Consider the following 14,005-nt stretch of genomic DNA (forward strand, 5'->3'; position numbering starts at 1 on the left):
GGCACCATGGCAGGATCCTTCGCGCATATGTTCCTCACCGTCACACTCAATCTCGCACTCGACGTCACGTACCGGGTGCCGCGGCTGCGTGCCCACGCGTCGCACCGCATCACCGACGTCACGGAGCGGCCCGGCGGCAAGGGCCTGAACGTGGCCCGCGTGCTCGCCGCGCTCGGCCATCCCGTGACCGTCACCGGCCTGGCCGGTGGCCCCACGGGCGCGCACGTCCGCGCGCTGCTGGCCGCGGAACCGGGGTCGGCGGCCGGCGGATCCGTGACCGACGCGCTCGTCTCCGTCGCGGGCAACACCCGGCGCACGGTCGCCGTCGTGGACGGCAGTACGGGCGACACCACCCAGCTCAACGAGGCCGGGCCCGAGGTCACCGCCGAGGAGTGGGCGGCGTTCCTCGACGCGTACGCGGCGCTGCTCAAGGACACGGGCGCGGGTACCGGCGAAGCCGCCGCGCCCGTGCGGGCCGTGGCACTGTGCGGCAGCCTGCCGCCCGGCGTGCCCGTGGACGCGTACGCCGAGCTGGTACGCGCCACGCACGCCGCAGGCGTGCCCGTACTCCTCGACACCAGCGGCGAACCGCTGCGCCGCGGCGTCGCCGCGGGACCCGACCTCGTCAAGCCCAACGCCGAGGAGCTGGCCCAGCTCACCGGCGCCACCGAGCCGCTGCGCGCCGCCGACGACGCCCGCCGCCGCGGCGCCCACGCCGTCGTCGCCTCGCTGGGCGCCGACGGGCTCCTCGCCGTCACCGCCGACGGCACCTGGCGCGCCGCACCGCCGCGGCACGTGCCGGGCAACCCCACCGGCGCCGGCGACTCCGCCGTCGCCGGGCTGCTGTCCGGGCTGGCCGAGGGTCTGGACTGGCCCGCCCGGCTCGCCCGCGCGGTGGCGCTGTCCGCGGCGACCGTCGCCGCGCCCGTGGCGGGCGAGTTCGACACCGCCGTCTACGCGGAGACGCTGCCGCGCATCGAGATCACGTCGGGCCGCGGTGCGGCCCGGGATGGGGCCTGAAGATGCCACTCACCACCACCGGGGAACTCGTCGCCGCGGCCCGCGCCGCGGGTCAGGGCGTGCCCGCCTTCAACGTCATCACACTGGAGCACGCCGAGGCCATCGCCGCCGGCGCGGAGGCCGCGGGCGCGCCCGCGGTGCTGCAGATCTCGGAGAACGCCGTACGGTTCCACGGCGGCCGGCTCACGCCGATCGCCGCCGCCACGGCGGCCGTGGCGCGCGCCTCGTCCGCGCAGTTGTCGCTGCACCTGGACCACGTCGTCTCCGCCGAACTGATGCGCTCGGCGCACGGGCTGGGCTTCAGCTCGGTGATGTTCGACGCCTCCAGGCTGTCGTACGACGACAACGTCACGGCCACCGCGGAGGCGGTGCGCTGGGCGCACGAGCACGGCATCTGGATCGAGGCGGAGCTGGGGAAGGTCGGCGGCAAGGAGGGCGAGGCGCCGCTCGACGCGCACGCGCCCGGAGTGCGTACGGACCCGGACGAGGCCGTCGCGTACGTCACGGACACCGGGGTCGACGCACTGGCCGTCGCGGTGGGCAGTTCGCACGCGATGACCGAGCGCACCGCGGCGCTGGACCACGAGCTGATCGGCCGGCTGCGGGCCGCGGTCGCGGTGCCGCTGGTGCTGCACGGCTCGTCCGGGGTGCCGGACGGGGAGCTGCGGCAGGCGGTGGCGTCGGGGATGGTGAAGATCAACGTCGGTACGGCCCTGAACACCGCGTTCACCGGCGCCGCCCGCGCCCATCTGGACGCGCACCCGGACGTGGTGGACCCGCGCACGTACCTGGCGCCGGGACGGGACGCGATGGCGGCGACCGTACGCCGGTTCCTGGAGGTCGTCGGCGGCTGACGGCCGCGGGGACGACGACGGGCCCGGCGCGCGCATGGTGCGTCGCGGCGGGCCCGTACCGGGCCGAGGCTCCGGCAGGTCTACGACGTGACCTGGCCCTTCTTGAGCTCCACCTTGCCGATCGCGCTCTGGCATTCCTTGTTGCCCGACTCGCAGGACAGCGTGATCTCGTTGGCGCCCTCGTCCAGGGAGATCCACGAGTAGGACCGGGTCCAGCCGGCCAGCCAGTCACCCTTCTTCGCCTTCGCGAAGTTCTCCAGGTTCACCGTCCGGCCGTCCGACTGACCGTTGATCGTGAGCGTGAGTTCGGCGTCCTTGCCCGGCACGCTGTAGTCGACGAAGAGCGTGTACTCCCCCGCCTCGCCGACCTCGGGCTTCCAGGTCGCGGACGCGCCCTGGTTCTCCAGGCCGTGGACGTACGGGCCGTCCTCGGAGACGTTCGTGTCGCTGCCGACGACCGCGCCGCCGGCCAGCGCCAGCTTCGCGGCGTCCTCGGCGGGCGGGGCGGTGGGGTCCTTCTTCGGCTTGTCGTCGCCGTTCTTGGGCTCGTCGTCGCCCTTGCCGTCGGGGCTGGGGGCCGCGGACTGCGAGTCGCCGCCGCCGACGTCCGAGTCCTCCCCGTCGCCGCTGAAGAGCACCGCGGCGACGATGGCGATCACGACCGTGGCGACCACGGCGACCGCGCCGAGCATCAGCCCGTTCCGCCCGCCGCCGCGTCTGCGGCGCGGGCCCTCGCCGGGGCCGCCGGGCGGGAAGGGCGGGGGCTGCGGCGGGGGGCCGCCGTAGGTCTCGGGCGCGGCGTAGTGCGGGCTGGGGCTGGACTGCCCGTACGGATACGCCTGCTGGGGCGGCACCTGGTGCGCGGCCTGCTGACCGCCGTACGTCCGCTCGCCGACGGCCCTGACCTGGGTGTACGACGTGCGCGGCACACCCGGGGTGGGGGCCGCGCCCTCTCCCGGACCCGGAACCGGCGCGGCACCGCCCTCGGGGCGGTACAGGTGGGCGAAGGGGTCGTCGTCCTCGGGCGGTGAGCCCGCACCGTGGTGGCCGGCCGTCATCTCCCTCTCACTCCCTGGTGGGCGTTGCGTCCCGGCCGGCGAGCCGCCGGCCAGAGGCCGAGCCTACCCCGTCCGGAGCAGTACCCGAGCGTTCCTTCGGTCGACTGTGGACGAAGCCACGACGGCCGCCTGTGGCCGACGCACGACCGCGGGGCGGCGCCGCCCCCGGCCCGTACGGCCGCCACTAGCCTGCCCGGCGGTGCGAGCGGCCCTGCGAGCGGGCCCGCTTCTCGCGGTACATGAGCTGGTCCGCCGAGCTGAGGATCTCCTCCGTCGACATCCCGCACATCGCCCAGCCGGTGCCGATGCTCGCGCCCACCCGCACCCCCCGGCCGTCGACCCGGATCGGCGGGATGATCGCGTTCCGCAGCCGCACCGCCAGGTCCTCGGCGCCGCCGGGCGTCAGGCCGTCGGCCAGCACCACGAACTCGTCGCCGCCGAGCCGCGCGACGGTGTCGCCGTCGCGGACCGCGTGGGTCAGCCGCTGCGCGACGGCGATGAGCACGGCGTCGCCGGTGTTGTGGCCGAAGCGGTCGTTGATGGACTTGAAGCCGTCGAGGTCGCAGAAGAGCACCGCGAGCCCCTTGCCCGCGGACTCCCCGCCGCCGCCCTCGGGGACCATGGCGTGCACATGGTGCTCGTACGGACCGGGTCCCGCCCACAGCTCCTCGGCGCCGTCGGTCCCGAAGCCGTGGCCGTTGCTGTCGACGTCTCCGGGCATCCGCCCGGCGCCGACGATGGCCCGGCCGCGCGGCCCCGGCAGCCCGGCGGCGGAGTGGCTGACCGCGCCCGTGTACAGCTCCGGCGGCCGGTCGCAGAGCCGGGCGGTGAGCCGGGCGCGCAGCTCGGCGGCGTTCGGCAGGCCGGTGAGCGAGTCGTGGCTGGCGCGGTGCGCGAGCTGCGCCTCGTGGCGCTTGCGCTCCTCGATGTCCTCGACGTGGGTGAGGAGGTAGCGCGGCCCGTCGGCGGCGTCGGCGACCACCGAGTTGCGCAGGCTCACCCAGAGGTACGTGTGGTCGCGGCGGGCGAGGCGCAGCTCGGCCTTGCCGCCCTCGGCGAAGGTGCGCAGCAGGGTGCCGACGTCCTCGGGGTGGACCAGGTCGGAGAACGACAGCCGGCGCAGGCTGGAGGGCTGGCGGCCCAGGAGCCGGCACAGCGCGTCGTTCGTACGGATCAGCCGCCCGTGGTCGTCGCCGCCCATCTCGGCGACGGCCATGCCGCTGGGCGCGTACTCGAAGGCCTGGCGGAAGCTCTCCTCGCTGGCGCGCAGCGCCTGCTGCTCGCGCTCCAGACGCACCAGCGCGCGCTGCATGTTGGCCCGCAGCCGGGCGTTGGTGATCGCTATGGCGGCCTGCGAGGCGTACATCTGCAGGGCCTCGCGCCCCCAGGGGGTCGGCACCCGGCCGTTGGCCGGCTTGTCGACGGACAGGACGCCGAGCAGCTCGCGGCCGGCGTCGTAGATCGGCGCGAAGAGCCGGTCGCCGGTGACCCAGTCACCGGGGGCGGAGGGCGGCGGGACAACGGGATGGGTCTGCGGGACCTCGTCGTCGTCGAGCACCCAGCCTTCGCTGTGGGGTATGTACCGCAGCTCGCCCCACGCGACGCCCATGTGGAGCCGGCGCTCCCACGCCTGGCGCGGACCGACCCGGCCCGCCATGATCGCCTCGGCGGTCGGATCGCCGCCGACGGCGGCGACGACGAGGTCGCCGTCGGGCCGTACGAGGTTCACCGCGGACACCTCGTACCCGAGGGCGACGAGCCCGTCCGCGACGCTCTGGAGTGTGTCGGCAAGACTGCGCGTCTGGTTGAGGTCCGCGAGGACCTGATGCAACCGGCGCAGGCTCGCCAGCCTTACGTAAGGCTCTGCCTCCGTCTCCATACCTGCCCTCCCGTCTCGCCCCGACCTCGGCGGGAGACCCCCGCGTGGAATTTCACCAACGACACGGCCACTGAATCACAGCCAGCTCTTCGGCGGGTACACAGGGTCAACATTGGATGCTCTCTGTGACTCAAGTCACAGGGTGGGGAGGTGTTAACCGGCGTGCGCCCAAGAGTCGCACGCCGGTCAGCGGGGGCTTTGCGCCGGGTGGGGCGGAGGGGGCCGCGCGGCGGGGTCCGTGCGGGTCACGTGGCAGGTGGGGCGGGGCGGAGACCTAGGACTCCGCTCCGTCCTCGGCCCGATGCCCGGAGCCCGTCCGCCCCGTTACCGTTCGAAGCGTGCTGCATGAGACGCAAACTGTGGACCATCCTGTCGGGGTGAGCGACGAGCAGTTCCGGGCGGCCATGAGCCGGCTGGCCGCGGGCGTGGTGCTGGTCACGGCGTACGACCCGGACCCCGGCCTGAACGGCGAGGACGTGGGGATGACGGCGACCGCGTTCCTGTCGGTGTCCCTGGACCCCCCGCTGGTGATGGTCAGCGTCCGCAACGGCTCCCGCATGGACGAGCTGCTGACGGAGCGCGAGGAGTGGGCGGCCTCCGTGCTCTCCGAGAGCCAGCGGCACATCGCCGGGCGGTTCGCGATGAAGGGGCGGATCAGCGACCGGCTGCTGTTCGACGACATCCCGTACACGCGCGGCGAGATCACCGGATGCGCGCTGGTGGGCGGGGCCCTGGCGACGGTGGAGTGCCGGACGGAGCAGCGGGTGGTCGCGGGGGACCACACGCTGGTGATCGGGCGCGTGCTGAGCGCGACGCAGCCCAGCTCGGACGGCAGCCCGCTGACGTACTTCCGGGGGCGGTACCGGACGCTGGGCTGAGCGTTCGCACCCTCGCGTTGGCGACGGGCGGGAGCCGGCGGGAGTTACTGGCCCCAGCCGCGGCCCGTGCGGCCGCGCTTGACGTCGGACCGCTGCTTCTTCTCCCGGAGCCTGCGCTCGTTGACCCCCCGGGGGACCTTCCGCTTCCGCCGCGGCGCGGGCGGCGGCGCCGTGGCCTCCGCGAGCAGCGCGGCGAGCCGTACGGCGGCGGTCTCGCGGTTGCGCCACTGCGAGCGGTGCTCGCTCGCCCGCACCACGACGTGCCCGTCGACGAGCCGGTCCGCGAGCCGCTCCAGGGCCCGCTCCTTCCACACCGGCGGCAGCGCCTGCGTACGCGCGAGGTCGAAGCGGACCTCCGCCTGGGTGTCGCTGGTGTTCACGTGCTGACCGCCCGGTCCGGACGAACGCGAGAAACGCCACAGCAGCTCGGCCTCCGGCAGGGCGACCGAGCCGCGGATGCGGTAGGGACCGGACATGTCTCCCATGATCCCGCGCGGATGTTCGACCTGTCACGTCGTTTGCGTCACCCGGAAGTCGCCCGGAAGTGGCAGGGATACGGTGCGTGGAACCGGGTAGGGCACCCCGGCGTTGTGGTCCGTAGACGTGGCTCCGGCACGTGGAGCCAGAACCAGGAGGGGACTCCCCATGCCCGTAAGCCTGTCCAAGGGCGGCAACGTATCGCTCACCAAGGAAGCCCCCGGGCTGACCGCCGTCACGGTCGGTCTCGGCTGGGACGTCCGCACCACCACCGGGGTGGACTTCGACCTCGACGCGAGCGCCATCGCGGTGAACGCCGAAGGCAGGGTCTTCTCCGACCAGCACTTCATCTTCTTCAACAACCGGCAGTCGCCGGACCAGACGATCGTGCACACCGGTGACAACGTCACCGGCGAGGGCGCGGGCGACGACGAGCAGATCAACGTCAACCTCGCCGGTCTGCCGGCCGAGATCGACAAGATCGTCTTCCCGGTCTCGATCTACGACGCCGAGACCCGCAGCCAGAACTTCGGCCAGGTGCGCAACGCGTTCATCCGCGTCGTGAACCAGGCCGGGGGCACGGAGATCGCCCGCTACGACCTCACCGAGGACGCGGCGACGGAGACCGCGATGGTCTTCGGCGAGCTGTACCGCAACGGCGCGGAGTGGAAGTTCCGCGCGGTGGGCCAGGGCTACGCCTCGGGCCTGTCGGGCATCGCCCAGGACTTCGGCGTCAGCGTCTGAGCCGGGCCCCCGGGCGCGGGGTCAGAAGTCGGCGGTGTCCAGCTCGAAGTCGAACGGCTTGGGCAGCGTGAGCTTCATGCCCAGCGCCACCTGCTCGTTGCGTGTGTACTTCCCTCCGCTCGGCTCGCTGTACGCTGAAACGACGCCTTCTTCCCGGTCGACGAGCACGTAGACCGGGATCTCGGCGCGCGCGTAACCGCTGAGCTTCTTGACGCGGTCGTTCTCGGCCGTGGACTTCGAGGTGACTTCGGCGACAAGCACGACGGCGTGCGGCTGATGCCATTCGACTTCGGCGTCAAAACTGCGCTTGGGTGCCGCCACTAGGTCCGGAATCACCCGCTCCGTGAGGTCGGCGCCCGGGAGTTCCAGCCCAATCCCCTGGTACAACCGCAGGTCTCTGCGATGGTCGCGAACCTGCTCGTTGACCCCGGAGACGATTTCTTCGTGTTCACCGTTGGCCGGAGGCGTCACGTGGATTTGCCCTTCGATCAGTTCCACGCGCCGCCCTTTCGGAACGGCTGCGCTTGCCGCGAAGAAGGCGTCCTCTACCGGGTCGTTTGCAGTCACGAGCACCTCGCGCTCGGGAATCGTCAAAGCCATGATGACCTCCTTCGTGGGAAGGACGCTTTCAGCGTAGGCGAGATCGTGTGACCGCATCGGCGACCACGTCACCCGAACGGGTGTTCAGTGACGTTTCTGCACGTCGTCCGCCGGCAGGACCTCCACGCCCACCTGAGCGGCGAAGACCGGGGCCAGGGCGAGGAGTTGTCCGGGGCTGATGACCGCGCCGGCGAGGCGGTCCACGCCGCGTTCGAGGGTCAGCTCCGCGGCGCGGCGGAGGTCGACGTCCGTCAGGCGGGCGCCGGAGAGGTCCGCGCGCTGGATCGCGCAGCCCTCGAAGGCCACCCGCTCCAGCCGGGCGTCGCCGAAGTCCGGCTCCGTCAGCACGCAGTCCTCGAACACGACGTCCGTCAGCCGCGCCCCCCGCAGGTTCAGGAAGTCCGCCTTGCCGCCCCGCACCACCACCCGCTCCCATGTCGCCCCGTGCAACTGCACGCCGCCCAGCCGGGTGTCCGTCAGCTCCACGTCCCGCAGCGTCGCCCCCGCCAGGTCCGTCCCCGCGCCGCGCACCTCCTCCAGCACCGAGTCGATCAGCCGCGCGCTCGGCAGCCGCGCCGCGTCCAGCACGCAGCGGCGCAGCGCGCAGTCCATGAAGCGCGCGCCCGCGCCGTCCGCCCCGGTCAGGTCGAGCCCGGCGAACTCCAGCGCGTCGTAGTCCCCGTCGGGCTCCAGGTCCGCCGGCCGGTACGTCCCCGCGGCGCCCTCGTCCCCCGCCCCGTAGCGCTCCAGGGACCCGGGGAGCCGCACCGCGGGCCGCCGCGGCGCCTTGACCGTCTTCCGCCTCGTCATGCGCCCCATCGTGACCTACGACACTGACAGCGCCCCGATGTCACATTCCCGACCCCCACGGTGTCCCCTACGCAGAACGGCAATATCGCAGGTGAGGAGCACCACATGCGACGGATCTCCGTCATCGGCGGCGGGCTGGCCGGGCTCACCGCCGCCATCACCGCCGCCGAGGCAGGCGCCCGCGTCACCCTGTACGAGGCGCACCACACCGTCGGGGGGCGGGCCCGTACCGCCGACGCGCCCTACCGCACCAACGAAGGACCGCACGCCCTCTACTACCGCGGCCCGCACTGGGCCTGGCTCAAGAAGCGCCACCTCCTCGGCCCGCTCGCCCCGATCCCGCCCCTGGAGGGCTCCCGGTTCCGCTTCCGCCGCGACGGCCGGCTGCGGAAGGTGCCGCCGGCGGCGATGCTGCGCCTGGTCCGCCGCCGCGAGGCGCCCGTGGACCGCGACTTCCACGGCTGGGCCGCGGAGATCGCCGGTGAGGCCGGTGCCCTGGCCGCCGCCCGCTACAGCGCCGTCGCGCTCTTCCACCACGACCCGGGCTCCCTGTCCGCCGCCTTCGTCCAGGAGCGGCTGCGCCGCACCACCGCGCTGCCGCCCGAGGCGCACTACCCGGTGGGCGGCTGGGGTTCGGTCGTCGACCGGATGGCGAGCATGGCGTGGAACCTCGGCGTACGGATCGAGATCGGCACCCGTGTCGCCGAGTTGCCGCAGGACGGTCCCGTCGTCGTCGCCACCTCGCTGCCCGCCGCCCGCGCGCTCCTCGGCGACGCGTCGCTGACCTGGCCCTCGGGCCGTACGGTCCTCCTCGACCTCGCCGTACGCCGGCGCCGCGGCGACGCCTTCGTCGTCTCCGACCTCGACGCCCCCGGCTGGGTGGAGCGCTTCTCCGCCGGGGACACGTCGCTTGCCCCCGCGGGCGAACAGCTCGTCCAGGGCCAGGTGCCGGTGGCTCCCGGGGAGAACAAGGCGGTGGGTGTGGCACGGGCCGAGGAGCTGCTGGACCTGGGCTACCCGTGCTGGCGGGACCGTACGGTGTGGCGCCGCGAGGCGCTGGCCGCGGGCCGCACGGGTGCGGTGGACCCGCCGGGCAGCACGTGGCGCGACCGGCCCGGGGTGGACCGGGGCGACGGGGTGTACCCGGCGGGGGACCAGGTGGCGGCGCCGGGGGTGCTGAGCGAGGTGGCGTTCGCGAGTGCGATCGAGGCGGTGCGACTGGCGCTGCCGGAGGGGCGGCTGGACACGGCGGCGTAGCGGCGGGGGGTGTGCTCGCGGCTTCCGGGGCCCGCCCGCTTGACCTGAAGTTCTGTTCAAGTTGTCTGCTGGCCTCATGCACGCCATACGACTGCACGCCTTCGGCCCCGCAGAGAACCTCGTCTACGAGAAGACCGACGACCCCGTACCCGGCCCCGGCCAGGTACGTATCGCCGTCGCCGCCGCCGGGGTCCACCTCCTCGACACCTTCCTGCGCGCCGGCGAGACCGGCGGCCCCATGCCGCCCGCCGACCTGCCCACGATCCCCGGCCGCGAGGTCGCCGGCACCGTCGAGTCCGTGGGCGACGGCGTCGACCCGGAGTGGCTGGGCCGCCGCGTCGTCGCCCACATCGGGCTCCGCCCCGGCGGCTACGCGGAGTTGACCGTCACCGAGGCGGAGCGGCTGCACGCGCTGCCCGACTCCCTCGACGCCGCGGAGGCCGTCGCGATGATCGGCACGGGGCGGACGACGATGGGCTTCCTGCACTTCGCCGAGGTGACGGCGGACGACGTCGTGATCGTCACGGCGGCGGCGGGCGGTGTCGGCTCGCTGCTGGTCCAGTACGCCCGCAACCTCGGCGCGTACGCGGTGGGCCTGGCCGGCGGTCCGCAGAAGGTCGCGCGCGTACGGGACCTCGGCGCGGACGCCGCCGCCGACTACACCGACCCGGCCTGGCCCGACGCCGTACGCGCCGCCCTCGGCGACCGCCGGCCCACGGTGCTCCTCGACACGGTCGGCGGCACCGCCGCCCGCACGGCCGCCGGCCTCCTCGCGCCCGGCGGGCGGCACCTGGTGCTGGGCTGGTCGTCGGGGACGCCGCTGGAGTTCACCGAGGCGGAGCTGACGGAGCGGGGCATTACGTCGGTCAACGTCCTCGGCCCCGACTGGCTCAGCCGCATCGGCGGCGACGACCCCCTGCGGCGGATGGAGGAAGCGGCGCTGACGGAGGCGGCGACGGGCCGCTGGACGCCGCTGGTGCAGCGCTATCCGCTGGCACGGGCCGCCGAGGCACACCGGGCGCTGGAGACGCGGGGGACGGTGGGGAAGGTCGTACTGGAGCCGTAGGGAGTGCGGGCGGCCGGGCAGACGGGCAGGCCGGGCCCGCCTGGCCCTCCTCCGCGCGGCGGGGAGCCTTCGGAAGACCGGGAAAACGGTCCGCGGGCCGTGGCCCGCGGACCGTCCCCCCGGCTTCTCACCTTCCTCCGTTCGTCCTCAGGAAGCGCCCTCTGTCGCGCGCTTGGAGCGATCTTGAGACGGTGCTGACACGGTGTGCCGCAGCCGCAGCCGCACCGCCGCGGCCCCCGCCGCGAGCGGGAACGCCGCCACCACCGCCAGCGCCACCGGCAGGCCCTCCGCATCCGCCAGCGCGCCCGCGACCGCGGACCCCGCGCCGCCGCCGACGAAGAACGCCAGGTTCAGCAGCGACAGCGCGCCCCCGCGCCGCTCCGGCGCCAGGTGCCCCGACAGCAGCCCCGTCAGCACCACCTGCGTCACCGCGAACGCCGCCAGCGCCGCCGACGTGCCCACCACCAGCACCGCCGGCTCCTCGGTCAGCGCCGCCGCACCCAGCAGCACCGCCGCGACCGCCCCCACCGCCGCGGGCAGCCGCGCGCCGCGCGGACCGAGTCCACTCGCCACCCGCGACAGCGCCGCCCCCGCCACCGCGCCCGGCAGCAGCCAGCCGCCGACCGCGAAGACGCTCCAGCCGTGGTCCCGTACGAGCAGCTGCGGCACCGCGTACATCGCGCCGAACAGCCCCGCGTACACCCCCGCGCCCGTCGCCGCCGCCCGCCGGAACAGCGGATCGCGCACCAGGGTGTACGGGACGAATCCCCCGGGTCTCCGCACGGTGCGGACCGCGCAGCCCGTACCCGCGACGAGCAGCACGGCCGCGGTGCCCGCGACGGCGGCGGGCGGCAGGTCGAGCGTCGTGGACTGGATGAGGATGAGCAGGCCGGCGGCGGTGAGCGTGAGGAGCACGGCGCCGGGCAGGTCGGGCGCGCGGCCCTCGCCGCCGCGCGCAGGTACGAGACGCAGGCAGAACGGGAGGGCGAGGAGGGAGAGCGCGGGCAGCACGAGCGTCGGCCGCCAGCCGGCCCCTTCGGTGACCACGCCGCCCGCGAGCGTCGCGGCGGCCGAGCAGACGGCCATGACCGCGCCGAAGACGGCGAGCACCTGCGCGCGCCGCTCGGGCGCGGTGGCGGCGGTGAGCGCCAGCGCGCCGGACGTCATCGCCCCGGACCCGGCGGCGAGCAGGAACCGCCCGGCGACCAGCACTTCGAGCGACGGCGCCAGCAGACACACCACGGCGCCCGCCGCGAGTACCGCGGCACCGGCGGCCAGGATGCGCCGTATGCCGAGAGCGTCGGCGAGCCGCCCGGCGAGGGCGGTGCCGACGCCGAGGGCGAGGGCGTGGGCGGTGAGCACCCAGGTGGCCGCGGCGGGCGAGGCGTCGAGCCCGCGTGCCACGTCGGGCAGCGCCACCCCGGCGGCGGTGACGCCGAACACGGCGGGCCCGAACAGCGCCCCGAGCCGCAGCCCGACGGACCGGCTCGGCGGGCTGGAGGAGAGGGAGGCGGCGGAGGCCGCGGGGGCGGTCACGAGACCCTCCGGGGGAGTCGGGCGGGGGTTGCCGCGGGGGCGGCTGCGTCGAGGGCAGGGCCGGCAGCGGAGCCGGGGGATCCGGCCGCCGCGGCGGAGCCGGGACCGGCGGGGGTCACGAGACCCGCCACTCCGGCGGAACCGGTCGGAGCCGTGATCCCGGAAACGGCAGGGGTGGCCGACGCCGTGCGGGCGTCACCGGGTCCCCCGGAGCCGGCCGGCGCGGCTCCGCCGGACTCCGCAGCGGCGCCCTGCGCGGGCACGCGGGGCCCGCCGGAGGCGGCCGGCCGGACCCCGGGCGGGCCACCGGCCCCGGGCGGGGCGGCGGGACTTGAACCCGCGGAACCGGGCGGCGCGGTCCCGCCCGTCCCGGCGTGACCACCGGAACCGGGTTGCCCCGCCCCCGCGTTCGCGGCCCGGTCTGCGCCCGCCGCGACCCCGGTCCCGGCCGGAGGCACGGCGTGGCCGTGGCGGAAGACGTTCTCCGGGTCGTACGTTCCCTTCACCGCCCGCAGCCGCGCGTACGTCCCGGCGTCGTACGCCTGCGGCGCCAGCCGCTCCGTTCCCGGGCCCGCGAGGAAGTTGACGTACCTGCCGCCCGTCGACCACTCCCCCAGCGCGCTCGGTACCCCGCTGTCCGTGCCCGGGGCCGTGAGCGTCGTCAGCGTGAACGCCCCCGCCCGGCTGCCCACCGCGCTCGGCATCGCCGGGGGGCGGCCCGCCGCGCCGCCGAGGTGGCGCAGCTCGACCGCCCAGTCCGCGCACTCCGCCCCCGGGCCGGCAGAGGCCAGCAGCGCGGCCTCCGCGGCGGCGCCGAACTCCCGGAGCAGGATGCCGCGTTCGTGGTACGGCATCGGCTCCACCGGGTCCTCGTGGATCTCCGCGACCGTGCGGTACGGGCGTCTCCGTACCGTGTCCGCGAACGCCGGCGCCGCCTCCCGCAGCGGACGTACGAGCCTCTCCCCCAGCGCCTCCAGCCCGGACTCCGCCGCCACCGCCACCCGCACGTGCACGGTCAACCCCCGCTCCCCCGGTACGCGCAGCAGCGCCACCGACGTCGTCAGCTCCTCGGGCGCCGCCGCCGTCACCCGCCGCCACGCCGCCAGCACCGCCGCCGCGTCCGCGCCCGCGAACCGCAGCCCGCCCCCGTACAGCCGCGCCACCGGCGGCAGCCGGAACGTCAGCGCCGTCACCACCCCGAAGCCGCTCTTCCCGCCCCCGCGCAGCGCCCAGAACAGCTCCGGCTCCCGCTCGGCGGTGACCTCCCGCAGCCGCCCGTCCGCGGTGACCAGCTCCACCGCCGTCACCTGGTCCGCCGCGTAGCCGTACGTGCGGGCCAGCGGGCCGAGGCCGCCGCCCAGGGTGTAGCCGACGACGCCGACCAGCGGCGACGAACCGCACAGCGGGGCGAGGCCGTGCGGCGCCGCGGCGTCGACGACCTCCTGCCAGCGGGTGCCGGCGGCGACCCGCGCGGTACGGGCCGCGGGGTCGACGTGCACGCCCCGCAGCCGCCGTACCGACAGCAGCAGGGTGTCCGCGCCGACCGCCCCCGCGGGCCCGTGGCCGGTCGACTGCACGGCCACCGGCATCCCGCGCTCCGCGGCGTACCGCACGGCGGCCCGCACCTCCGCCACCGACCGCACCGCGGCGATCGCCGCAGGCCGGTGGGACACGATCCGGTTGAAGCCGGCCAACTCCGTCTCGTAGCCGGATTCACCCGGCCTGAACTGCATGAACTCCATGTCCGCGACCCTCCGCCCGGCGGCCGCGCCAACCCATCCCCCGATTGAGGGGAATCCCGGACGCGCCCCCGGCCGTTGTCCGTG

Annotated in this window: 13 protein-coding genes; 6 read left to right on the forward strand and 7 right to left on the reverse strand. The window is 75.1% G+C overall.

The annotated features are described in order from the left end of the window. The first annotated feature begins 27 nt into the window (after positions 1-27). The gene (locus ABGA99_RS28470) at positions 28-1,020 is read left to right on the forward strand and encodes a 1-phosphofructokinase family hexose kinase (RefSeq protein ID WP_347575318.1); all 993 of its coding nucleotides are present in this window, start codon (positions 28-30) and stop codon (positions 1,018-1,020) included. Positions 1,021-1,022: 2 nt separating this feature from the next. Beyond that, on the forward strand, positions 1,023-1,874 hold the full coding sequence (locus ABGA99_RS28475; protein ID WP_347583718.1) for a class II fructose-bisphosphate aldolase: 852 nt from the start codon (positions 1,023-1,025) through the stop codon (positions 1,872-1,874). A gap of 80 nt (positions 1,875-1,954) precedes the next feature. Here the strand turns inward: ABGA99_RS28475 and ABGA99_RS28480 are convergent, their stop codons facing one another. Beyond that, complete coding sequence (locus ABGA99_RS28480; protein WP_347583719.1) at positions 1,955-2,932, reverse strand: hypothetical protein; 978 nt, start codon at positions 2,930-2,932, stop codon at positions 1,955-1,957. A gap of 184 nt (positions 2,933-3,116) precedes the next feature. Next, positions 3,117-4,811 (reverse strand): diguanylate cyclase CdgB, encoded by a 1,695-nt coding sequence (gene cdgB, locus ABGA99_RS28485; RefSeq protein WP_347575053.1) that lies wholly within the window; start codon positions 4,809-4,811, stop codon positions 3,117-3,119. Between the two features lie 338 nt (positions 4,812-5,149). Between cdgB and ABGA99_RS28490 the strand changes: the two genes are divergently transcribed. Then, positions 5,150-5,689 carry a flavin reductase family protein gene (locus ABGA99_RS28490; protein ID WP_347575052.1) on the forward strand — a complete coding sequence of 180 codons (540 nt, stop codon included), beginning with the start codon at positions 5,150-5,152 and terminating at the stop codon, positions 5,687-5,689. 44 nt (positions 5,690-5,733) lie between these two features. On the opposite strand, the gene arfB is transcribed toward ABGA99_RS28490, so the two are convergent. Next, positions 5,734-6,165, reverse strand: coding sequence for an alternative ribosome rescue aminoacyl-tRNA hydrolase ArfB (gene arfB, locus ABGA99_RS28495; RefSeq protein WP_347575051.1), 432 nt, complete (start codon positions 6,163-6,165; stop codon positions 5,734-5,736). Positions 6,166-6,334: 169 nt separating this feature from the next. Here arfB and ABGA99_RS28500 point away from each other — a divergent pair, with 169 nt between their 5' ends. Beyond that, positions 6,335-6,910, forward strand: a complete 576-nt coding sequence (locus ABGA99_RS28500) for a TerD family protein (protein WP_347575050.1) — start codon at positions 6,335-6,337, stop codon at positions 6,908-6,910. A gap of 21 nt (positions 6,911-6,931) precedes the next feature. On the opposite strand, the gene ABGA99_RS28505 is transcribed toward ABGA99_RS28500, so the two are convergent. Further along, positions 6,932-7,510 (reverse strand): Uma2 family endonuclease, encoded by a 579-nt coding sequence (locus ABGA99_RS28505; protein ID WP_347583720.1) that lies wholly within the window; start codon positions 7,508-7,510, stop codon positions 6,932-6,934. 84 nt (positions 7,511-7,594) lie between these two features. Next, positions 7,595-8,320 carry a pentapeptide repeat-containing protein gene (locus ABGA99_RS28510; protein WP_347575048.1) on the reverse strand — a complete coding sequence of 242 codons (726 nt, stop codon included), beginning with the start codon at positions 8,318-8,320 and terminating at the stop codon, positions 7,595-7,597. Between the two features lie 105 nt (positions 8,321-8,425). Here ABGA99_RS28510 and ABGA99_RS28515 point away from each other — a divergent pair, with 105 nt between their 5' ends. After that, positions 8,426-9,577, forward strand: coding sequence for an FAD-dependent oxidoreductase (locus tag ABGA99_RS28515; RefSeq protein ID WP_347583721.1), 1,152 nt, complete (start codon positions 8,426-8,428; stop codon positions 9,575-9,577). A gap of 76 nt (positions 9,578-9,653) precedes the next feature. Further along, the gene (locus ABGA99_RS28520; RefSeq protein WP_347583722.1) at positions 9,654-10,643 is read left to right on the forward strand and encodes a zinc-binding dehydrogenase; all 990 of its coding nucleotides are present in this window, start codon (positions 9,654-9,656) and stop codon (positions 10,641-10,643) included. Positions 10,644-10,790: 147 nt separating this feature from the next. On the opposite strand, the gene ABGA99_RS28525 is transcribed toward ABGA99_RS28520, so the two are convergent. After that, positions 10,791-12,179: an MFS transporter gene (locus ABGA99_RS28525; RefSeq protein WP_347583723.1), complete on the reverse strand. Its 1,389-nt coding sequence runs from the start codon at positions 12,177-12,179 to the stop codon at positions 10,791-10,793. After that, a complete protein-coding gene (locus ABGA99_RS28530; RefSeq protein ID WP_347583724.1) occupies positions 12,176-13,921 on the reverse strand; it encodes an FAD-binding oxidoreductase in 1,746 nt (581 codons plus the stop codon). Before ABGA99_RS28530 ends, ABGA99_RS28525 begins: the two co-directional genes overlap by 4 nt. Positions 13,922-14,005: the final 84 nt, after the last annotated feature.

This window comes from Streptomyces sp. B5E4, assembly GCF_039871555.1.
Taxonomy (GTDB): domain Bacteria; phylum Actinomycetota; class Actinomycetes; order Streptomycetales; family Streptomycetaceae; genus Streptomyces.

Bases quoted from the DNA above. Each gene is read 5' to 3' on its own strand.
- ABGA99_RS28510 (WP_347575048.1), bottom strand. From the start codon at position 8,320: ATGACGAGGCGGAAGACGGTCAAGGCGCCGCGGCGGCCCGCGGTGCGG.
- ABGA99_RS28515 (WP_347583721.1), top strand. From the start codon at position 8,426: ATGCGACGGATCTCCGTCATCGGCGGCGGGCTGGCCGGGCTCACCGCC.
- ABGA99_RS28530 (WP_347583724.1), bottom strand. From the start codon at position 13,921: ATGGAGTTCATGCAGTTCAGGCCGGGTGAATCCGGCTACGAGACGGAG.
- ABGA99_RS28500 (WP_347575050.1), top strand. From the start codon at position 6,335: ATGCCCGTAAGCCTGTCCAAGGGCGGCAACGTATCGCTCACCAAGGAA.
- ABGA99_RS28520 (WP_347583722.1), top strand. From the start codon at position 9,654: ATGCACGCCATACGACTGCACGCCTTCGGCCCCGCAGAGAACCTCGTC.
- arfB (WP_347575051.1), bottom strand. From the start codon at position 6,165: ATGTCCGGTCCCTACCGCATCCGCGGCTCGGTCGCCCTGCCGGAGGCC.
- ABGA99_RS28475 (WP_347583718.1), top strand. From the start codon at position 1,023: ATGCCACTCACCACCACCGGGGAACTCGTCGCCGCGGCCCGCGCCGCG.
- ABGA99_RS28480 (WP_347583719.1), bottom strand. From the start codon at position 2,932: ATGACGGCCGGCCACCACGGTGCGGGCTCACCGCCCGAGGACGACGAC.
- ABGA99_RS28505 (WP_347583720.1), bottom strand. From the start codon at position 7,510: ATGGCTTTGACGATTCCCGAGCGCGAGGTGCTCGTGACTGCAAACGAC.
- ABGA99_RS28470 (WP_347575318.1), top strand. From the start codon at position 28: ATGTTCCTCACCGTCACACTCAATCTCGCACTCGACGTCACGTACCGG.
- cdgB (WP_347575053.1), bottom strand. From the start codon at position 4,811: ATGGAGACGGAGGCAGAGCCTTACGTAAGGCTGGCGAGCCTGCGCCGG.